Origin of the sequence: Megasphaera jansseni (assembly GCF_047974155.1) — a bacterium.
GTDB lineage: Bacteria > Bacillota > Negativicutes > Veillonellales > Megasphaeraceae > Megasphaera.
The window spans coordinates 70,554-91,017 of record NZ_JBHYRR010000001.1 but is presented as its reverse complement, the minus strand read 5'-3'; the positions used below and the strand labels follow the sequence as shown (position 1 = coordinate 91,017).

Here is a 20,464-nt window from a genome sequence, read left to right as displayed (position 1 = left end):
TTCATCGTTCGTCGTGATGGGCTAAAATTTAAAACCCGCTTCGAGGAACGACCCACTAACTACGAACTACGTTTACTTCTTCTTCGCATCCGGCCGCTTTATCTTGCGGCGATAGCGGCGCTTGGGCATGTCTTCGCCCTGCATCTCTTTAGGCAGCGTGTCGTCATGGCTCATATCGGCCAGCTGCTGGCGCAACTCGCCCAGGCGGTCGCGCAGTTCGGCGGCTTTTTCAAATTCCAGGTTCTTCGACGCCTCTTTCATCTGCAAGGTCATGGTCTTGATGACCTTGTTCAGTGCCTCGCGGGTCATCTTGCCGCCTTTCTTCCCCTTCTGGCTGCCATAAGCCGCTTCCGTTTCTGCGACTTTCGTCAGTTCGATGAGGTCGACGACGTCTTTTTTGACTGATTTCGGCGTAATATGATGTTTTTTATTATACGCATCCTGGATTTCCCGGCGCCGCTGCGTTTCTTCCATAGCCTTAGCCATGGAATCGGTAATCTTGTCGGCGTACATGATGACCGTACCGCCGACGTTGCGCGCCGCCCGGCCCATAGTCTGGATGAGCGACGTTTCCGACCGCAGGAAGCCTTCTTTATCGGCATCGAGGATGGCTACCAGCGAGACTTCCGGCATGTCCAGACCTTCACGCAAAAGGTTGATGCCGACCAGGACGTCGAAGACGCCGGCCCGCAGGTCGCGGATGATGTCGGCCCGTTCGATGGTGGCGATATCCGAATGGAGATAGCGCACGCGGACGCCCATTTCTTTCAGGTAATCCGTCAGGTCTTCCGCCATCTTCTTGGTCAGTGTCGTCACCAGGACCCGTTCGTCCTTTTCCGCGCGCTTACGTATTTCACCCAACAGGTCATCCATCTGTCCGGCAATGGGACGGACTTCCACTTTCGGGTCCAACAGGCCCGTCGGCCGGATGATCTGCTGGGCCAGATTGGTCTGGACTTCCATTTCATACGGCCCCGGCGTAGCGCTGACGTAGACAATCTGGTTGATGCGTTCGACAAATTCTTCAAATTTCAACGGCCGGTTATCCAAGGCCGACGGCAGGCGGAAGCCGTATTCGATGAGGTTTTCCTTGCGCGACCGGTCGCCGGCGTACATAGCCCGCAACTGGGGCAGGGTGACGTGCGATTCATCGACGAGGATGAGGAAGTCATCGGGGAAATAATCGAGGAGCGTATACGGAGCCTGTCCCGGTTTGCGGCCGGCCAGGTGGCGCGAATAGTTTTCGATGCCCGAACAGTAACCCATTTCTTCCATCATTTCCATGTCATAACGCGTGCGCTGTTCCAGCCGCTGGGCTTCCAGCAAATGACCGCCGTCTTTCAAGACTTTCAGCCGTTCGTCCAGTTCCTGGCTGATCGTCCCCAAGGCCCGTTCCATCTTGTCTTTAGTCGTGACATAATGGCTGGCCGGATAAATGGCGACGTGCTTGCGTTCGGCAATGACTTCTCCCGTCAGGACGTCGACTTCGGTAAGCCTGTCGATTTCATCACCGAACATTTCGATACGGATGATCGAGTTGTCAAAGGCAGCCGGGAAGACTTCGATTGTATCGCCGTGGACGCGGAAAGTCCCGCGTTCGAGGTTCATGTCGTTGCGGCTGTACTGGATGTCGACGAGCTTGTGGAGTATCTCTTCCTGTGATTTTTCCTGGCCCAGGCGCAGAGATACGACGAGTTCACTGTAGTCTTCCGGGTCGCCCAAGCCATAGATGCAGGAAACGGAGGCAACGATGATGACATCGCGCCGTTCAAAGAGGCTCATCGTCGCCGAGTGGCGCAATTTATCGATTTCATCATTGATGGACGCATCTTTCTCGATGTATGTATCCGTCGAAGCAATATAGGCTTCAGGCTGATAGAAATCGTAATAGCTGACGAAATAGCCGACTTCGTTATCGGGAAAGAACGATTTGAATTCACTGCACAGCTGGGCAGCCAAGGTCTTATTGTGAGCAATGACCAGAGTCGGCTTCTGGACGGCTTCGATGAGCTTGGCCATAGTGAAGGTCTTGCCCGTCCCGGTAGCCCCGAGGAGGACCTGGGCCCACTGGCCGGAACGGATGCCGTCTGCCAGGGAGGCGATGGCCTCGGGCTGGTCGCCCATGGGTTCATAGGGAGCGACGACGTGAAAGGGATGGGATGTATCGTAATCTTTATTGTAATGGGACATATCCATAAGCGTTACCTCTTTTTCAGGCCCTTCTTCCAGTTCTTATACAAGGACCAGGGCCAGAGAAGCGTAACCAGGACGGTAAAGGCAAAGCCGACATCCGACCAGTTACGGGTGAATAAGACAAAATACGACCAGGCCAGGGCGGCAAAGCCGACGAGATACAAGACCCAGGTCTTCGTATCCAGACCGTGGACAGGGCCTTTCTTCTTTTTAGGTGCTGCCGTTCCAGCCATCCCGGCCGGAGCCGCTGCCATATTTTTAGCTTTTTTGCGTCGATTCTTGCGTGACATAATACTCCCCCTTATTTATTGACGATTTTCCCGATATTCTTCAACTCAATGGACAGCGTCCCATCGGGGTTGTTGATGAACTGGATGAAGTCGGTATTTTCGATATATTCCGATGGAAACGTGATTTCGATGCCCGTATCGGTCTTGATCTTATGGCTGCGGCCGGCCTTCTGGGCATATTCCTTCTCAATGGCTACGGCTTCCGGCAGTTTCGCTTCTTTGACCTGTTCTTCAAATTCCCGCTGCAATACCGGCGAATCACCGAAGACGTCGCTGCCCAAATCCTGCGGCGAGAAGGAATCCGCTGTTTCAGCGTTTTCCACCAGATACGTCTTGGCCTTGGATAAGGCTTCGACCGTGCTGGCCCCGTGTTCTTCCGCTACCTTTTCGGCAATCTTGCTGACGACTTTGACGGCTTCCTTGCTGGAAATGACCGACGTGCACTGCAGGAGCTTATCCGGCAGGAGATAGACGTCTTCGCCATCCATCTTCCGCTTCTTGTCGACGAAATGGATTGAAAAATCATTTAGCCGGATGAGGGCATAGGCCTCGGCTTTCTGCGCCGTCCCAGGCAGGATGGCGTAATGTTTGATGAGCTTATTGTACACGGTCCCTTCGTCATCGAGGATCTGATGGGTATAGGCCGTCTTGTTGTCCAGCATGAGGATGCCCAAATTGCGGACATCGTCATCATCCTGGAAGTCGATGACCAGAAGGTCCGCCGATTCCGGTTCATCGCAATGGGACACGAGCTGATAGAGCTCGCGGGCGATTTGGGACGCCAGGTCATCAAAGGTCATCGCCCCGTCGACGAGGGCCTGTAATTTCATCTGAAAGGCGCTGGTCGCGTAGAAGACGCCTGTCTTCTGGGCCGCGTCGCCGATGATGCGGTTCAACCGCTTGCTAACGTATTCGTAGACGACATCACTGCTGAAATCGAGGTCCTTCTGGGATACGATGCAGACATTGGTATTGAAATCAAAAATATGGAGTACAGCTGTATTGATCATCATAATGAATATTCATCCTTTACGCTTGTTTTCGTAATTCAAAGACGCTGGCCTCACGGGAACAGAGGACGCGGAAAGGCAGCCAGTGGCCCGTGCCGCGGTTGACATAGCCCCGGCAGTCCCCTTTCTGGAACATGCCGCGGAGGTACTTGAAGCCCAGGGCCGTGACCAAGGGACCAATAGGAGCAAACTGGGCGCCGTGCGTATGGCCGCACAAGGTCAGGGGGATGTGATGGGCAAAGCCTTCATCGATGAAAGCCGAATGATGGGCCAGCATGACGACGAAAGCGTCTTCCGGAACCTTGGCCAGCGTTTCCCGGACATACTGCTCCCGTTCTTTGGCAAAGGCTTCATCGCCCTTGGCAAAGCTATAATCGGCAGCGGCGATATAGAAAGCCCGGCCGTCACGGCCATTGCAGCCCTTCAGGCCCTGTCCGCAGCCGCGGCTGGCCTGAAAAGCGGAATTGCGCAGGACCCGGACCGGTGTCTCATCGAGCATAGTGGTAATGGCTTCAAAACTGCGGTAATATTCGTGATTGCCATAACAGAAGTCGATGCCGTCAGGAAAGCGGCTGGCATTGGCTTCGATGATGGCCTGGGCCTTGGGCAGCAGGGCCAGTTCGTCAATGAGGTCGCCTGTGATTTCCAGGCGGTTCACGCCCTGTTCGGCTACGGCATCCAGGGCCTCCTGCAATCTTCGGGGACTGAAAAAGAGCCCCATGTGCAAATCGGAGAGCTGGCCGATTTTATAACCGTCGAGATAATCCGGCAGATTCTTGTATTTCAAAACATGATAGGTCGTATCCAAGTCGCGTTCGCCTAAGAAATTGCCGGCTCCGCTGGTGGCGAAAGCGGCCACGGGGATCAGCGCCGCCAAGCCTTTGAGGAAAGACCGGCGCGTCACGCCCGATGAGCGCCGCCGACGCTGTTTCCGGCGCCTGGGACGGCAAAAAAAGCGGGCAATGGCCACGACGACCAGGCAGGGAAAGGCCAAGAGACAGGCCAACAGCCAAATCAGGCCGGCCATGGCCTTGCGGTCATAGAGCCCATCCCAGCCCGACGCGATGAGGCCGGGAAAGAGGTCTTCATAACGATAGAGACCGGCTGCGGATAAGAGGGCCAGCAGCAACGCCGTCAGGAGCAGCAGCCAGCGATGACCCGTACGGACGACGTAGTCCCATAACAGCGCCGCCACGACGCAGATACAGGACGTTATGATCATGAAGTTAATAAAAAAAAGCCCTTTCATCAATTATACCATGGCAGTGATCTTGCCGTGCGGTCCGGCCCAGGGCAAAGATGCATAGTCCTTGCAGTCGATCCACTGCCAATCCTCCTCTTCTCTGAGTTTCCCCTGGGTGACACGGCCTTCATAGACGGTCATCTGCCAGGTCTTATGGGAAAAGACGCTCTTCAGTGAGCCTGCGGGCTGGTCATCGACAGCCACGGTCAGCCCCTTTTGCGCCAAGAGCTGACAGACGGCGGCCATACCGGCTTCCCCCTTCCCCTGCGCATTGGGAAATTCCCACATCGATGCCAGGAGTCCCTTGGGGGGACGGCGATGGACAAGCCATTGGTCTCCATGGCGGACAACGACGACCGTAATCGCTTCGACAGGCGATTTTTTCTTGACCAGCCGGATGGGTAAGTCACATTCTTTCCCAGTCTGGTGAGCCAGACAGAGTTTTTCCAGGGGACAGTCCTGACAACGGGGATGCTTAGGGATGCAGACCATGGCCCCTAAGTCCATAAGCGCTTCGTTAAAAGCCCCTGGGGTTTCATCGGGAAGCTGTGCTTCTACGAGGGCCGTAATTTTTTTCTTGACCGGTGTCGACAAGATATTCTCTTCAATATCATAGAGCCGGGCAAAGATGCGCAGGACATTGCCATCGACAGCAGCTTCTTTCTGCCCATAAGCCAGGCTTAAAATGGCGCCGGCTGTATAATCGCCAACGCCTTTCAGGGACTGTACCTCTTTTCTATTTTCCGGCACATGACCGCCATATTTAGCCTGCACTTCCTGGACGGCCTGATGCAGGTTGCGGGCCCGCGAGTAGTACCCCAAACCCTGCCACTGGCGCAGGACCTCATCCTGGGACGCTGCCGCCAAGGCGGGAATCGTCGGGAAATGGGCCATCCAGCTGTCATAATAGGGACGGACCGTTTCGACTTTCGTCTGCTGCAGCATGATTTCCGACACCCAGACCTTATAGGGATCCCGCGGCGATTCATCGCGCCAGGGCAGGTCCCGGCCGTGGGCGGCAAACCAGTCGAGGAGCAGCTGGCTCCAATGTTCCTTCTTTATATCCATATAAATAAGCCTCTTTCTTTCTACACTGTATCACTACTAGTATAGGAATCCAGAGGCTTTTTGTCAAACACTCGTTCTCTCAAGTTTCATCACGTTTCCGAATGGACGCCATCCCGGAGAGGCAGGTCCTCTTTCTTCGGCTGCACGGCTTTGCGTCCTTTCTGATACTTTTCATACTGCTGCAGCATTTTCCATTCGCGGAAATTTTCTGCCATAATCTTTTCCATTCGCCATACATACATAAGAAGGCCCCCCTCTCGAGACACGATGTTAAAAAAAACAAAAAAGACAACGACATCGTTCATGACCTCGTTGTCTTTTTCTTTGACTCTATTATATCGCGGATTCATCCCTTGTCAAGAACCCCGGACCCCTATATCCGGTGCAGGTGTTTCAGGGATAAATCCAAGATAGGTGCGGAGTGAGTCAAGGCACCGCTGGAGATGTAATCGACGCCGATATCGGCCAGGGCGGCGATATTTTCTTTGGTCACATTGCCGGAACATTCCGTTTCGGCCCGGCCATCGATGAGGGCTACGGCCTGCTTCATCATGTCATGGCTCATGTTATCCAGCATGATGATATCGGCACCGGCTTCGACGGCTTCACGGACCATGTCCAGTGTTTCCGTTTCGACTTCGATTTTACGGACAAACGGCGCATACGCTTTGGCCAGGGCAATGGCCTTGGCTACGCCGCCGGCTGCACTGATATGGTTATCCTTGAGCAGGATACCATCGGACAGATTATAGCGATGGTTCTTGCCGCCGCCGACGGTGACGGCGTATTTTTCAAAGACCCGCATGTTCGGCGTCGTCTTGCGCGTATCGACGAGGGTGATCCCCGTCCCTTCCAACAGGGATACAACCTGATGAGTATAGGTTGCGATGCCGCTCATGCGCTGCAAATAGTTCAGGCCTACCCGTTCGGCCGACAAGATGGCCCGCATGCTGCCGACGACTTTGGCCAGCTTCTGGCCACGATGGACTTCATCGCCATCTTTGACGAAGAATTCGAACCAGACTTTATCATCCAGCAGGGTAAAAGGCCGGGCAAAGACGTCGAGGCCGGCAATGATACCGTCCTGTTTGCACAGGAGTTCCGCTTCGCCCTGGCAGTCTTCCGGCAAGATAGCATTGGTCGTCACGTCTTCTCCCGTGATGTCTTCCTGCAGGGCTTGCAGGATCAAGGGATCAGCCTGCAATTTCATGGTTACGCTGTTCATCACATTCACGCTCCCTTTCCATTTCATCTAGGACATGACGGCGGTATTCTTCAGCCAGCGTATCTTCATGGCTGCAGATAAAGGCTTCTGACGATGCACAGGCTTGGGCAAAATCGGCTTCGCTGACCACCTGCTGCGGCTTCTTTTCTTCTGCTGCGATGTGCTGGGCTGCGCGCTTGCCAAAGACCAAACTTTCCAGGAGCGAATTGCTGGCCAGGCGGTTGCGGCCGTGGACGCCGTTGCAGCTCGTTTCGCCGACGGCATAGAGATGGTCCATCGTCGTCTTACTGTACTTGTCGACATGGATGCCGCCCATGAAGTAGTGCTGGGCCGGCGTGACCGGGACCCAGTCTTTGGTCGCATCGATGCCATCTTCAAGGCAGCGTTCATAGATGTGCGGGAAATGATGCTTGATGACGTCTTCGCCGAGGACGGTCATATCGAGCCAGACAAAGGGGCGGTCGTCTTTCTTCATCTGTTTACGGATTTCTGCCGTCATCAAATCGCGGGGCAGGACTTCGTTGGCAAAACGCTGACCATCTTTGCCGCGCAGCTTGGCGCCTTCACCGCGGACGGATTCAGAAATGAGAAAGCTCCGTCCGGGCTGTTTGGAATAGAGCGACGTCGGATGGATCTGGACGTAGTCGATATGTTCCAATTCGACACCGTGGCGCATGGCAATGGCCAGGGCATCCCCGGTAAGGTGCGGGAAATTCGTCGAATGGTCATACAAGCCGCCGACACCGCCGCTGGCCAGGATCGTTTCATCGGCCTGGATGGCCCGGTACTGGCCGTGGCTGTCGCGGGCGATGATGCCCAGGCAGCGGTTCCCGTCGGTAACGATATCGACCATGGTCGTAAAATCACGGATAGTCACATTGGGCAGCTGGCGGACAGCCGCTAAGAGATGACTGGTGATTTCCTTGCCCGTAATGTCTTCATGGAACAAGATACGAGCCCGCGAATGGCAGCCTTCGCGGGTATAATCGAGGGATCCGTCGGCTTTGCGGGCAAAATCGACGCCGTAGCCGATGAGTTCATTGATGACCGGCCGTGACGAGCGGATCATGATATCGACGGACTCGCGCCGGTTTTCGTAATGCCCGGCCTTGAGCGTATCTTCCATGAAACTGTCGTAATCATCCTTATCGTGAAGGACGCAGATGCCCCCTTGGGCTAAAAAAGAATCACTGTTTTCTACTTCATCTTTGGTAATCATCAGGATCCGTTTATCCTGCGGCAGATGCAGGGCGGCAAAAAGGCCGCTGGCACCGGTACCGACGATGACGATATCTGTTTTTTCTGTTTCCATAGTGTATACCTTCTTCTATTTGGCTAATTCCAGCATCCGTTCCAGCGAACGGACAGCTTTACTGGCGACGTCCGGATCGACGCAGACTTCATTCGTTTCATCGCGCAGACAGTTGCGGACCTTTTCTAGCGTCACTTTTTTCATATTGATACAGTACGCATCTTCCATAGCCGGATAAAAAGTTTTATCCGGATTGCGCGTCTCTAATTCATAGAAGACGCCGCCTTCCGTACCAATGATGAATTCCTGGGCATCGGACTGACCGGCATAATCGATGATTCCCGACGTACTGCCGACATAATCGGCCAAGGCCAGGACTTCTTTTCGGCATTCCGGATGAGCCAGGAACAAAGCCTGCGGATGGGCTGCCTGGACTTTTTTCACATAAGCCGGGTCGACCGTATCATGGCGCGGACAGAAGCCTTGGTTGAGGATGAAGTGCTTGTCCGGGACCTGTGTCGAAACGTAATGACCCAGATTCTTGTCAGGTGTAAAGAAAATATGCTTATTCGGCAGTTTCCGGACAATCTTGACGGCATTGGACGAAGTGACGCAGACATCAGACACGGCCTTGACAGCCGCTGTCGAATTGACATAACAGACGACGGCCAGATCATCGTACTGGGAACGGACCTTTTCAATCGTCGCTACATCCGCCATATGAGCCATAGGGCAGCTGGCCGTCGCATCGGGCATGAGGACTTTCTTTTCCGGGTTCAGCATCTTGGCACTTTCGCCCATAAAATCGACACCGGCAAAGACGATGATCTTGGCATCCGTTTCAATCGCCTTCTTGGCCAGGCCAAAAGAATCACCGACAAAATCAGCATATTCCTGCACTTCATCAGGAACATAATAATGAGCAAGGATAATAGCCTGCTTCTCTTTCTTCAGAGCTGCAATCTCATCTTCGATATACACCAAACTTCATCCTTTCAGTGAAGAGGTTGCCCCACAAAGCCCCCTTTATGTGACAACCTCTTTTATTTAAAGTACATAGCGGCTCATCATCCCTTACGAGATAGACCGTTTTTTTTGTTTACCCTATTATACCGTATCGGTAAAGATTTGACAATACTACTGTCAAGACAGTGTGAGGTGTGAAAAAGGAGTTGTCGCCCATGCGACAGCTCCTTTTAAGTGGTTAGTAGCTAGTGGCTAGTGGTTAGCGAATGGTTTTAAATTTAAAGCCATCTGCTGCAAACTACAAACTCCGTACTACAAACTATAAAGACGTTCGCAGCTAGTTTTTAGTGGTGTGGTCGTAGTATTTCGGGTCGCTGAAATATTCTTTCGTCTTAGCCCGTACCTGCGGGAAGAGGATGAGCAGGGCAATCATGTTAGGGATGACGACTAAGCCCATGGCGACGTCCTGGATGCCCCAGACGAGGTTGATTTTGCCTAAGGATCCGATGAGGCACAAGAAGGGGAAAATGTATTTTACGACATTGGTGACTTTATTTCCAAAAGCATAGGTAAAGCTCTTGGCGGCGTTCCACCACTGGCCCATCAACGTCGTAAAGCAGAAGATGAGCAGAGCCAATGTCCCGGCATGTTTCAACGGTTCCCAAACCGTACCGAAGGCATTGAGGGCCAGAACGGTCGCCGAATGGCCAGAATTCTGCATATCCGTGACGCCAACGACCAGGGCTGTAATACTGCAGATGACGATGGTATCGACAAAGACTTCTGTAACGCCGGTAATCCCTTCGTCAACAGGATGCGGTACAATAGAGCAGCCGTGAGCAAAAGGCGCAGTGCCTTCCCCAGCTTCGTTGGAATACATACCACGGGCAATCCCATACTGCATCGCTTTGGCAATGACATAGCCGCCCGTGCCTCCAGCGACAGAATCAAAAGACCAGGCCTGTGTGAAGATTTCGGCAAATACATGCGGCAGCTGCTGGATATTCAGTAAGACGACCAACAGGCCGATGACGATATAAAAGATGGACATGGCCGGTACGAGGTTCATGGCCAGGTTAGCCAGGCGCTTCAAGCCGCCCAGGGTAATGCATAGCAGCAAGATGATGAGAACGACGCCGGTCATGTACGTCGGGACACCATAGTTGGAATAAAGGATACCGGAAATCGTATTGGACTGTACCAGGTTAGCCCCCATCATCTTCGTGCACATCAGTACGGCAATGACGACACCGAGCCAGGGCATCTTGAGGCCATCGCGGATGTAATACATAGGCCCGCTGAGGAGATTGCCATTTTCGTCTTTACCGCGATACATCTGGGATAAGACGATTTCCCCGTATTTCAGGGCCATGCCGAAAAAGGCTGCTACCCACATCCAGAAAACGGCACCCATACCGCCGGAAAGGATGGCCGTAGCTACGCCGACGACATTGCCGCCGCCGACATTGCCAGCCAGCGTGACCATCATGGCCTTAAACGTGGAAATGGAACCATTTCCCTTATCTTCGTGACGAGACTTATAAGAATCAATAAGGGTCCGGCGGATAATGAAACCAAAATGGCGGACCTGGATGAATCCGTTAGAAATAGTATACAAAATCCCTAAGGCGAGCAAAACGAAGACCAGCCATCTCCCCCATAACCAGGAATCAATCAATTGGATAATCGCTTCTAAATTTTCCATGTCAATCTCCTTTCAGGACGCGCTTTACCATATCGGGGAAATTCCCGATGACACAATCGACGCCATAGTCACGCAATTGCTTGACACTGGCTTCATCATTGACGGTAAACGTATTGATTTCGATATGATGGGCTTTGATTTCGGCTACTGTTTCGGCAGTCAAACTGCCATAATAAGGATGATAACATTGAACACCGACGCTTTCTGTATAAGCACCGGGGTTGATGAGCCACGTTTCTGTCAGCAATCCATACTTTAAGTCTGGCGCTAAAGCTTTCATGCGCAAGACACTTTCATGATTGAAGCTGGAAATAATGACTTTACCTTCCAAATGATAGCGCTGCAAAACAGGCCATACCTGGGCTTCAATCCCCGGGTAGGGATAAACGCCCGTCTTCAATTCAATGTTCGTCACCAAGGGAGTTTCAGCTACCCACCGGCAATATTCGTCAAAAGTCGGGATGGTCTGAAATCCCGCTTCGGCTGAATAGATATACGATGCATCGAGTTTCTGTAACTCATCCAGCGTATAATCGCGGACATAACCGGTACCATTCGTTGTCCGGTCGACTCGTTCATCATGGATGACCACGAGCTCGCCATCTTTGGTCAGCTGTACATCCATTTCAATTCCATCGGCACCACATTCCCGGGCCTTGCGGAAAGCGAGCATCGTATTTTCTGGGTACTTGCCGCTAAATCCGCGATGTGCAAAATTCTTCATGAAAAAACCTCCTGAATAATGATTCTGTGTTCATTATAGAGTATATTGGCCCAGTGAATCAAGAAAATATTTTCATAATATGATTTACAATGTTTTACAAATTATAATATTTATATCATTTTTTGCAATAAATAAAAGCAGGGTGTTGCATGATAATAAAAAAATTCACACAATACCCTGTTTCACAATAATGTTATTTTTTCAGCTTATAATGTCACCGAGCCACTAGCCACTAACCACTAACCACTAACCACTAACCACTAACCACTAACCACTAACTGCTAACTGCTAACCGCTAACTGCTAACCGCTAGCTGCTAACTGCTAACGGCTACCCTCATCCATGGATCAAGTCGAGCATGGCGTGGAGTTTGTCAATGGTTTCTGCCGCTTCCTGGCGTACTTCTTCCGGGTCGCGGGTGATACGGGCGACGCCGCTTTCCATGGCGGCTTTGGCGACGGCTGCGGCGACAGCCGGAGCGACGCGTTTGTCGAAGGCATCGGGAATGACGTGGTCTTCTGCCAGTTCATCATCACTGACGAGAGACGCGATGGCATAAGATGCAGCCAGTTTCATGTCTTCGTTGATGCTGCGGGCCCGGACAGACAGGGCGCCGCGGAAGATGCCCGGGAAGACCATGACGTTGTTGATCTGGTTCGGTGCATCCGACCGGCCCGTGCCGACGACTTTAGCTCCAGCCGCTTTGGCCGAAGCGTAATCCGTTTCCGGAATAGGGTTGGCCATGGCGAAGACGACGGCATCGCTGGCCATGGACTGGATGATTTCTTTGGTGAAGATATGCGGAGCCGATACGCCCAGGAGAAGGTCGGCGCCTTTGACGGCATCAGCCAGCGTCCCATGAGCATGGGACGGATTGGTCAAAGAAGCCAATTCTGCCTGAATCGGGTTCAGCCCTTCCATGCCATCATAGAGAATCCCCGGACGGTCGACCATAGTAACGTTCTGAGCCCCAGCGCGGACCAGGAGACGGCCAATAGAAGCTCCGGCAGCACCGGCGCCATTGATGACGATACGGGCCGTCTTCAAGTCCTTATGGACATAGCGGAAAGCGCCGATGACGCCGGCCAGGGCAGCGATAGCCGTGCCGTGCTGATCGTCATGGAAAACCGGGATGTCCATTTCTTTCTTCAACGTCTGTTCGATTTCATAGCATTTCGGCGAAGAAATATCTTCCAGATTGATGCCGGCAAAAGACGGCTGCAGGCGTTTCACCGTTTCGATGAATTCTTTCGGGTCCTTCGTATCCAGGCAGATAGGAACGGCATTGACACCGCCAAAGACCTTGAACAAGATGGATTTCCCTTCCATGACCGGCATGGCCGCTTCCGGACCGATGTCGCCCAAGCCGAGGACACGGGTCCCATCGGATACGACGGCAATCATGTTGCCGCGGCAGGTCAGATCAAAAGATAAATCCGGGTCCTTGGTGATTTCCCGGCACGGCTGGGCAACACCAGGCGTATAGAGGATACTCAGGTCGTCGTGGGTCTTGAGGACTTCCCGGGGAATCGTTTCAATAATGCCGTGTTTGCCGCGGCGGATTTTCATGGCTTCTTCATCGAAATTCATAGTGCTCAAACTCCTCCTATAACTGATTATGCATTGAAAATGGCCTGGGGTTCTGTAAATTCCAGCATTCCATCCTTGCCGCCTTCGCGGCCGATACCGCTGTCCTTAAAGCCGCCGAAAGGCGCTGTGACGTCGCGCGGGCTGTCGTTGACATAGACGTTGCCCGACAAAATGGCAGCCGCCACCTTCGAGGCTTCTGCCTTATCGGGGCCCCAGACAGCCGCATTGAGGCCGTAAGGGGTATCGTTGGCGATGGACAGGGCCTGTTCGACACTGTCATAAGCGAGGACGCTGAGGACAGGGCCGAATATTTCTTCGCGGGCAATGGTCATGTCATTGGTCACATCGGTAAAGATGACGGGCTGGACATAATAGCCATGTTCCGGTACCGCCGGACGGCTGCCCGCCAAGAGGGTCGCCCCTTCTTCCAGCCCTTTGGCAATGTAGGCATCGACGGTCTGCCACTGGTCATACGAAGCGACAGGACCGATTTTCGTCGTTTCCAAAGCCGGGTCGCCGACGGTATATTCCGGCAATATCTGCAGCATGAGCTGTTCGATCTTTTCCTTTTCTTCCCGCGGGATAATCAGGCGCGACAAAGCCGTACAGGTCTGGCCGCTGTTGAGGAAGATGGAGTTGAAGCACATGCGGATGGCTTTTTCGTAATCCGCCCCTTTCAAGAGGATGAAAGGCGACTTACCGCCCAGTTCCATGCTGATGCGCTTCATAGAGCCTAAAGCGCGTTGGGATACCTTGATGCCGGCTGCTGTCGAACCCGTAAAGGATACCATGGCGATATTCGGATCGTCACAGATGGCATTGCCCACCTGGCTGCCCCGGCCGGCGACGAGATTGAAGACGCCATTCGGGAAACCGGCCCGGTCGAAAGCTTCGGCCAGATAGTAGGCCGTCACCGGCGTATGCTGGCTCGGCTTGAGGACGACTGTCGCACCGACGAGCAAGGCCGGCACGACTTTCTGGATAATCTGCCCTAAAGGATAATTCCATGGCGTAATGCAGCCGATGACGCCCAAAGGCCGGCGGTAAACGACGGATTGGGACAGATGTTCGACCAGTGGCAATTCCGGTGCCAAGTCGATGTACGACTGGGTCCGCACGAACTGATACCCAATATGGTTGGTCCGGGCAAAAGCCACGGGTGCCCCTAATTCCTTGACGACAGCGTCAACGAACTGCGGTTCCAGTCTGATCATCTGGACCAGCAAATTCTTCATAAAAGTAATGCGGTCTTCCAGCGGCATCGCGGCCCAGGCCGGGAAAGCCTTGGCAGCCGCCTTGGCAGCGGCTGCGACATCATCAGCACCAGCCGCAGCGACAGTAGCGAAGATTTCTTTCGTCGCCGGATTTTCTACGTCAATATATTGACCAGATAACGGCGCAACCCACTGGCCATCGATGTATAATTTTTTCAAATCCATGAAATTACCCCCTTTTACTCGAGATTATTCTTTAATTATAGAGAGAAGTCATGGATTATGCAAGTCGAAAAAAACAGACTACCTAAAAGGTAGTCTGTTTTTAGTGGCTAGTGGCTAGTGGTTAGTGGTTAGTGGCTAGTGGCTAGCGGCTAGTGTTATTTCGCTTCGGCTTCTACCGGTTCCGAGGCGGATACGAAATGGCCGATGATAGAGCCGCCGATGAGGCCGACGATGAAAGGAACGATCCAGCCGAAGCCGTATGTCGACAGCGGCGTAGCGGCGACGATGGCTTTAGCAAAGCCCAGGCTGCTCAGGCCCGGCAGGGATTCCAGGAGAGCAAAGAGCGTGACCAGGTAAACAGAGCCTTTATAAGCGCCGTTGTTGGGCATGAAGCGGCCGATGATGCCCAGGACCAGGAGGGCCAGGCACGGCGGATAGCAGACACCGAAGATCCAGCCGATATAGGTGACGATGCCGTCGACGCCGAGGAGTGCCGTCAAAGCCGACAAGATGCAGCAGCCAATGGCAACTTGTTTATAGCTGACGCGATGGCCCGTAGCCGAGCTGGTGAATTCAGCAACAGCGGCAATCTGTCCGATAGCGGTCGTCAGGCAGGCCAGGACGACGGCAATCCCCATGGGGACCATGACCCAGGTGCCGACGCGCTGGATGATGGCAACCAAAAGTTCAGCACGGCCGATACTCTGAGGATAATCGCCACTGACGCAGGCCCCCATATAGAGCAGACTTCCGTAGATGATGAGCAGCAGGACAAAGGATACGATGCCACAATAGATGAGCACTTTATTGCGCTGGCCTACCGCCGTATAGCCTTTGCCGTAAATGGAGCTGATAAAGACAGCAGCCATGATGAAGCTGACCAGGACGTCGCCGGTATTATAACCGCCGAGGAAGGCATTGACAAAAGGATGATCCACAGCCGGAGCTACAGGCGTCCCAAGGGGATTAAAGATGCCGACGAAGGCGATGATGACCAAAATCAGGGCCAGGAGCGGCGTCAGGTATTTCCCCATGCGGTCCATGACGTTATTCTGGTCGGCGACGAAAAAGAAACTGATGATGAAATATGCGATGACTAAGGGAATGAACGGGGCCGACGGCAGGTTGCCCTGGATGCCGAGCTGGATAGCCGTCGCACAGGTACGGGGAATGGAAACGAACGTACAGACCAGCATGAGGGCGGCCAGGAGGACATTATACGTATTCTTCCCTACCCGTTCGGTAATGGAGTGGACGTCGCCGTTGAGGCCGATGACGATGAGCGTAAAGATAGGAAGAAAGATACCGGACAGGGTCAGGCCAGCCAGGCCGGACAGGAAATCGCTGCCGCTGTTCAAACCGAGCTGGGGCGGGAAAATCAAGTTGCCGGCGCCAAAATAGGTGGCAAAGAAGGCAAACCCCAGGATGAGTACATCCAGCCCCCGGATAGCCTTGCCGCCAGAAGAGTTGTTGTTCATGAAAATACCCCCTAAGAATGATGTAAATGATGTGAAAATAAGTACATAATACGCCAAAATAAAAGAGGCGCTGCCTCCAAGCTGCGCCTCAGTCATAATGATATCTTTCAGGATTAGCCTGTAGGAATTGGCACCTTACCATCGGCAGGTTGCCGCAGCGTCATCGGGCCCGTCCCTCAGCTGCTCTTGATATAACTTATGAAATTTTGTATGTATTGGCAACATTCTATAAAATTTTTAGCGGTTTGTCAATACTATTATTTTATTTTAACGTTTTACTTCTGACAACTCGGACAAAGATCGGCCAAAAAGCAGTTGTCACATAAAGGCTTGCGGGCTTTGCAGACCCGGCGGCCATGCCAGATAAGCCAATGATGGGCCCGGCTCCACCATTCCTTGGGGATGGCTTTTTGCAGGCCCTTTTCGACTTCCAGCGGCGTCGTCCCTTCGGCCAGCTGCAGGCGGTTGGATACGCGGAAGACATGGGTATCGACGGCAATGGCCGGCGTATGGAACAAGATACTGACCAGGACGTTAGCCGTCTTGCGGCCGACGCCGGGCAGTTTCACCAGTTCATCGAAAGTCTGCGGCACTTCGCCATGGTACTTCTCACAAAGGATGGCACAGTTGGCCAGGATATTCTTGGCCTTGCTGCGATAGAGGCCGCAGGTCCGTATCTTTTCTTCCAGCCCGGCCGTTCCCAGGGTCAGCATCTTTTCCGGCGTATTGTATTCCGGGAACATGCCGGCCGTCACGATATTGACCCGTTCGTCCGTGCACTGAGCCGACAAAATGACGGCAATCATCAGTTCAAAAGGCGAATTATAGTGCAGGGCCGGTTTCATGATACCATATTGGTCCTGGAACCGCTGCAGCATTTCATCTTTTACTTTCTTGGAAATAGCCATATTATTTTACTTCCTCATTGGTATGGATCACGTCGTTCAGGCTGCCCATTTCATAGCCACCCAAATCGAGGGTGACATAGGTGAAGCCCGTATCCTTGATGGCCCGGACGATTTCGTCCCGATGGGCCAGGATGGATGGGATTTCATCGACAGCCACTTCGATGCGGGCTACATCGCCGTGATAGCGGACGCGCAGGGAACCCTGGACGTAAGGCGCTACGGCGGCTTCAGCCGCATCGATCTGGGCCAGGCGGTGCGGTGTCAGTTCCACACCATACGGGACGCGGCTGGCCAGGCAGGCCGCACTCTGCTTATTCCAGGTCTGCAAGCCGAATTCTTTCGACAAGGTCCGGATATCCGCTTTGGCCAGCCCGGCTTCGATCATGGGGCTGCGGACGGAGTCTGACAGTTCCTGCAAAGCTTTCATGCCCGGCCGGTAATCACCAAGGTCATCGACATTTCCCCCGTCGACGACCCACTGATAGCCTTCGGCCTTGGCCAGCGCTACGAGCGACGTAAAGCGTATTTTTTTGCAGATATAACAGCGTTCTGGCGGATTCTGGACGAATTCCGGGTCCTCGAATTCCGTCGAATGGACCAGGCGGTGTTCGACGCCGATGACCTTGGCCATCGCCTTGGCATCAGCCGCTTCACTGCCCGGCAGGGTCGCCGAAACGGCCGTCACGGCCAGGACCTTGTCCCCCAGAGCCTGATGGGCCGCATAGGTCAGGAAAGTACTGTCGACGCCACCGGAAAAGCCGACGACGACGCTGCCCATGTCCTTTAATATCTGCTGGAGTTTTTCATATTTCTTGCTTGTCTCTGTTGAAATCAAAAGAGTTCCCCCTCGAACGAATATAGTTTTCGTAGAATTGTCGGATGACGCCCTTCATTTCTTCGTCATCGACATACGGCAGGGCCTGCTGCCACAAAGCATCCGGCACGCCGTAATAGGCTTCGGCGATGCTGCCGGCAATGGCAGCCTGTGTATCTGTATCACCGTTGAGCCAAATCGCTTTGCGGATCGTATCTTCATAATCGGTCCCTTCCAGGAAACACTCGATGGCTTCGGGCACACTGCCCTCGGTCGTGCAGGTAAAGCCATAAGCCGGGCGTATCTGCGCCAGTGTCCGGGACAGATCATAGAAATGCGTCCGCATATAAGCGGCAATCGCCTCTTTCCCCGTCCCCTGCCGGGCCAGGAAGATAGCCGAGGCCACGGCAATGGCCCCTTTGATGGCCTGAGGATGGTCATGGCTGATGACAGCCGTCAGTTCCGCCAGTTCCTGGGCTTCATCGAGCGTATCCGCGACCCAGCCGGCCGGGCTGACGCGCATAGCCGCCCCATTGCCATAACTGCCATAAGCCGGAGCCTCGTCGGCCAGGAACCAGCGGCGGAACATGCCGCCAAACCCGGCATCGGGATATTTACGGCACCAGTATCGGAGCTGGCGCCGCAAGGGGTCGATATAACCGCAATGGGACGCCTTCCCCTCCATCAATGCCGCTGCCACGGCCACGGTCGTCACCGTATCATCCGTAAAGCGGCTTCCTTTGGCGAACAAAGGGAAATCCAGGGATTGTGCGGTTTCATCGAATTCATAGACGGAGCCGGCGATATCGCCGATGATGGCACCTTTCATGGAATCATCTCCCTAAAAGAAATGCGCCGATTCTTCTTTCAATACTTTATCGCGCAGAGCCGACAGCTTGCGGCTGCGCTGGACCCACATTTCTTCGGGGTTGACCAGGCGCAGGTATTCGGGCCACAAAGTCTGGATCTGCTGGTCTGCATAGGTCATGATGTCTTTGAGAGCCGGCTTCTGATAGACCAGTTCGCCTTTCTGGAAAATAGGGACGAGCATTTTCTGAACCCGGTACGTCCCACCGGGAATCGTCCGCGAGCGCCAGGGTGCCTTGTCGCTTTGCAGGAGCAAATCTTTCGATTCGTCGATGCTTTCGCCTTCGAGGATGATGATATCGGCCTTCATCTTGCCCGTATCTTTATCGTAAATGCGCAGGACATTCTTCAAGCCCGGATTGGAAATCTTTTCCGCATTGTCGCTCATCTTGATCTTCGGTACGAATTTGCCATCGTCATACTGACCGACGAGTTTGAAGACGCCACCCAGGGACGGGCTGTCCTTGGCCGTAATCAGGTTGGTGCCGACGCCCCAGGAATTGATGGCACAGCCCTGGGCTTTCAATTCAGAAATGAGGTTTTCATCGAGGTCGTTCGAGGCCGCAATGATGGCATCCGGGAAGCCTGCGTCGGCAAACATCTTGTGCGCTTCTTTCGATAAATACGCCAGGTCGCCGCTGTCCAGGCGGATACCATAAGCCTTGGGCAGGGTGCCGGCGGCTTTCATTTCCTTGAAAATCGTGATGGCATCGGGGACGCCCTGTTTCAGCGTGTTATACGTATCGGCCAGGAGGATGAGGTTGTTCGGGTACTGTCGGGCATAGGCGCGGAAAGCTTCCAATTCCGACGAGAAGCTCATGACCCAGCTGTGGGCCATAGTCCCTAAAACGGGCATGCCGAACTTGGCGCCAGCCAGGACGTTGCTGGTCCCGTTAAAACCGCCAATCATGGCTGAGCGGGCACCGTAGACACCGGCCGATTTCCCCTGGGCCCGGCGCAGGCCGAATTCCATGAGATTATCCTTGCCTGCCACCGTCCGGACGCGGCGAGCCTTGGTGGCGATAAGGCTTTCATGGTTCATGATCATGGACATGCACGTTTCTAACAATAACGCTTCGTCCTTCTTGGTCTGGACGCGCAGGAGCACTTCCTGGGGAAAGGCGACGGTCCCTTCGGGCATGGCATAGATGTCGCCGGTAAAGCGCAGGTCCTTCAGGTAGTCGAGGAATTCGTCCTGGAAGAAGCCAGTGCTCTTCAGATAAGCCAGGTCATCTTCACTAAAATGTATATTGTGTACATAATCGATGAGATGTTCCAGCCCGGCGACGACCGTATAGCCCCCTCGGAAGGGATTGGTCCGGTAATAACGGTCAAACACGCATTGCTGTTCGTGCTTGCCTTCAAAAAATAAGCCCTGCATCATGGTCAATTGGTACAGGTCTGTCAATAATGCTTTCGTATACAAGATAACTCGCCTCCAAAAAGTAGTTATTCCTATTATACATCAGTTAACGATAAAGGAACAACGAATTACCGATTTTGCATACATCACAAAATTCTATACGGACTTGGCATGGCAAAAAGAGGCTGTCGCATTAAGACAGCCTCTTTTTACGTTGATCGTAGGTCGTTCATCGTTTGTCGTATGGGATTAAAAATATCAATCCATCGCGATGAACGATGAACTACGAACGAAAAACTTTTAAGTTGAAGGGGCCTCGCATGATGGCA

At 53.4% G+C, this 20,464-nt stretch carries 18 protein-coding genes and 1 riboswitch; all 18 genes read right to left on the bottom strand.

Going from position 1 to position 20,464, the window contains the following annotated elements; all coding sequences use genetic code 11:
- Positions 1 to 72 precede the first annotated feature (72 nt).
- The 18 genes from uvrB to ACE418_RS00380 all read right to left on the bottom strand — a co-directional run bounded on the left by uvrB (position 73) and on the right by ACE418_RS00380 (position 20,198).
- On the bottom strand, positions 73 to 2,190 hold the full coding sequence (uvrB, locus tag ACE418_RS00465; RefSeq protein WP_416448688.1) for an excinuclease ABC subunit UvrB: 2,118 nt from the start codon (positions 2,188 to 2,190) through the stop codon (positions 73 to 75).
- An 11-nt stretch (positions 2,191 to 2,201) separates the two neighbouring features.
- Positions 2,202 to 2,483, bottom strand: a complete 282-nt coding sequence (locus ACE418_RS00460; protein ID WP_416448634.1) for a hypothetical protein — start codon at positions 2,481 to 2,483, stop codon at positions 2,202 to 2,204.
- Between the two features lie 11 nt (positions 2,484 to 2,494).
- Positions 2,495 to 3,496 carry a nucleoid-associated protein gene (locus ACE418_RS00455; protein ID WP_416448633.1) on the bottom strand — a complete coding sequence of 334 codons (1,002 nt, stop codon included), beginning with the start codon at positions 3,494 to 3,496 and terminating at the stop codon, positions 2,495 to 2,497.
- Between the two features lie 16 nt (positions 3,497 to 3,512).
- Entirely contained in the window at positions 3,513 to 4,715 is a 1,203-nt protein-coding gene (locus tag ACE418_RS00450) for a metallophosphoesterase (protein ID WP_416448632.1), read from the bottom strand.
- 30 nt (positions 4,716 to 4,745) lie between these two features.
- Positions 4,746 to 5,804: an A/G-specific adenine glycosylase gene (mutY, locus tag ACE418_RS00445; RefSeq protein ID WP_416448631.1), complete on the bottom strand. Its 1,059-nt coding sequence runs from the start codon at positions 5,802 to 5,804 to the stop codon at positions 4,746 to 4,748.
- An 89-nt stretch (positions 5,805 to 5,893) separates the two neighbouring features.
- Complete coding sequence (locus ACE418_RS00440) at positions 5,894 to 6,046, bottom strand: hypothetical protein (RefSeq protein ID WP_416448630.1); 153 nt, start codon at positions 6,044 to 6,046, stop codon at positions 5,894 to 5,896.
- A gap of 131 nt (positions 6,047 to 6,177) precedes the next feature.
- Entirely contained in the window at positions 6,178 to 7,029 is an 852-nt protein-coding gene (gene nadC / locus ACE418_RS00435; protein ID WP_416448687.1) for a carboxylating nicotinate-nucleotide diphosphorylase, read from the bottom strand.
- Complete coding sequence (locus ACE418_RS00430) at positions 6,998 to 8,341, bottom strand: L-aspartate oxidase (RefSeq protein WP_416448629.1); 1,344 nt, start codon at positions 8,339 to 8,341, stop codon at positions 6,998 to 7,000. Before ACE418_RS00430 ends, nadC begins: the two co-directional genes overlap by 32 nt.
- A gap of 15 nt (positions 8,342 to 8,356) precedes the next feature.
- Entirely contained in the window at positions 8,357 to 9,262 is a 906-nt protein-coding gene (gene nadA / locus ACE418_RS00425) for a quinolinate synthase NadA (RefSeq protein WP_416448628.1), read from the bottom strand.
- A 322-nt stretch (positions 9,263 to 9,584) separates the two neighbouring features.
- On the bottom strand, positions 9,585 to 10,952 hold the full coding sequence (locus ACE418_RS00420; RefSeq protein WP_298590998.1) for an alanine/glycine:cation symporter family protein: 1,368 nt from the start codon (positions 10,950 to 10,952) through the stop codon (positions 9,585 to 9,587).
- 1 nt (position 10,953) lies between these two features.
- Positions 10,954 to 11,676, bottom strand: coding sequence for a glycerophosphodiester phosphodiesterase (locus ACE418_RS00415; RefSeq protein ID WP_416448627.1), 723 nt, complete (start codon positions 11,674 to 11,676; stop codon positions 10,954 to 10,956).
- A 336-nt stretch (positions 11,677 to 12,012) separates the two neighbouring features.
- Positions 12,013 to 13,266: an NAD(P)-dependent malic enzyme gene (locus ACE418_RS00410; RefSeq protein WP_416448626.1), complete on the bottom strand. Its 1,254-nt coding sequence runs from the start codon at positions 13,264 to 13,266 to the stop codon at positions 12,013 to 12,015.
- Between the two features lie 26 nt (positions 13,267 to 13,292).
- Positions 13,293 to 14,705: an aldehyde dehydrogenase family protein gene (locus ACE418_RS00405; protein ID WP_416448625.1), complete on the bottom strand. Its 1,413-nt coding sequence runs from the start codon at positions 14,703 to 14,705 to the stop codon at positions 13,293 to 13,295.
- Between the two features lie 155 nt (positions 14,706 to 14,860).
- Positions 14,861 to 16,183 carry a branched-chain amino acid transport system II carrier protein gene (locus tag ACE418_RS00400; RefSeq protein ID WP_416448624.1) on the bottom strand — a complete coding sequence of 441 codons (1,323 nt, stop codon included), beginning with the start codon at positions 16,181 to 16,183 and terminating at the stop codon, positions 14,861 to 14,863.
- 97 nt (positions 16,184 to 16,280) lie between these two features.
- Positions 16,281 to 16,379, bottom strand: a riboswitch (SAM riboswitch).
- Between the two features lie 79 nt (positions 16,380 to 16,458).
- Positions 16,459 to 17,091, bottom strand: coding sequence for an endonuclease III (gene nth / locus ACE418_RS00395; RefSeq protein WP_416448623.1), 633 nt, complete (start codon positions 17,089 to 17,091; stop codon positions 16,459 to 16,461).
- A gap of 1 nt (position 17,092) precedes the next feature.
- Complete coding sequence (gene larE, locus ACE418_RS00390; RefSeq protein WP_416448622.1) at positions 17,093 to 17,926, bottom strand: ATP-dependent sacrificial sulfur transferase LarE; 834 nt, start codon at positions 17,924 to 17,926, stop codon at positions 17,093 to 17,095.
- Positions 17,895 to 18,734, bottom strand: coding sequence for an ADP-ribosylglycohydrolase family protein (locus tag ACE418_RS00385; protein ID WP_416448621.1), 840 nt, complete (start codon positions 18,732 to 18,734; stop codon positions 17,895 to 17,897). Before ACE418_RS00385 ends, larE begins: the two co-directional genes overlap by 32 nt.
- 12 nt (positions 18,735 to 18,746) lie before the next feature.
- A complete protein-coding gene (locus ACE418_RS00380; RefSeq protein WP_416448620.1) occupies positions 18,747 to 20,198 on the bottom strand; it encodes a nicotinate phosphoribosyltransferase in 1,452 nt (483 codons plus the stop codon).
- Positions 20,199 to 20,464: the final 266 nt, after the last annotated feature.

Excerpts from the sequence above, each read along its gene's own strand:
- uvrB (WP_416448688.1), bottom strand. The coding sequence starts at position 2,190 with ATGTCCCATTACAATAAAGATTACGATACATCCCATCCCTTTCACGTC.
- ACE418_RS00460 (WP_416448634.1), bottom strand. The coding sequence starts at position 2,483 with ATGTCACGCAAGAATCGACGCAAAAAAGCTAAAAATATGGCAGCGGCT.
- ACE418_RS00455 (WP_416448633.1), bottom strand. The coding sequence starts at position 3,496 with ATGATGATCAATACAGCTGTACTCCATATTTTTGATTTCAATACCAAT.
- ACE418_RS00450 (WP_416448632.1), bottom strand. The coding sequence starts at position 4,715 with ATGATCATAACGTCCTGTATCTGCGTCGTGGCGGCGCTGTTATGGGAC.
- mutY (WP_416448631.1), bottom strand. The coding sequence starts at position 5,804 with ATGGATATAAAGAAGGAACATTGGAGCCAGCTGCTCCTCGACTGGTTT.
- ACE418_RS00440 (WP_416448630.1), bottom strand. The coding sequence starts at position 6,046 with ATGTATGTATGGCGAATGGAAAAGATTATGGCAGAAAATTTCCGCGAA.
- nadC (WP_416448687.1), bottom strand. The coding sequence starts at position 7,029 with ATGAACAGCGTAACCATGAAATTGCAGGCTGATCCCTTGATCCTGCAA.
- ACE418_RS00430 (WP_416448629.1), bottom strand. The coding sequence starts at position 8,341 with ATGGAAACAGAAAAAACAGATATCGTCATCGTCGGTACCGGTGCCAGC.
- ACE418_RS00420 (WP_298590998.1), bottom strand. The coding sequence starts at position 10,952 with ATGGAAAATTTAGAAGCGATTATCCAATTGATTGATTCCTGGTTATGG.
- ACE418_RS00415 (WP_416448627.1), bottom strand. The coding sequence starts at position 11,676 with ATGAAGAATTTTGCACATCGCGGATTTAGCGGCAAGTACCCAGAAAAT.
- ACE418_RS00410 (WP_416448626.1), bottom strand. The coding sequence starts at position 13,266 with ATGAATTTCGATGAAGAAGCCATGAAAATCCGCCGCGGCAAACACGGC.
- ACE418_RS00405 (WP_416448625.1), bottom strand. The coding sequence starts at position 14,705 with ATGGATTTGAAAAAATTATACATCGATGGCCAGTGGGTTGCGCCGTTA.
- ACE418_RS00400 (WP_416448624.1), bottom strand. The coding sequence starts at position 16,183 with ATGAACAACAACTCTTCTGGCGGCAAGGCTATCCGGGGGCTGGATGTA.
- nth (WP_416448623.1), bottom strand. The coding sequence starts at position 17,091 with ATGGCTATTTCCAAGAAAGTAAAAGATGAAATGCTGCAGCGGTTCCAG.
- ACE418_RS00385 (WP_416448621.1), bottom strand. The coding sequence starts at position 18,734 with ATGAAAGGTGCCATCATCGGCGATATCGCCGGCTCCGTCTATGAATTC.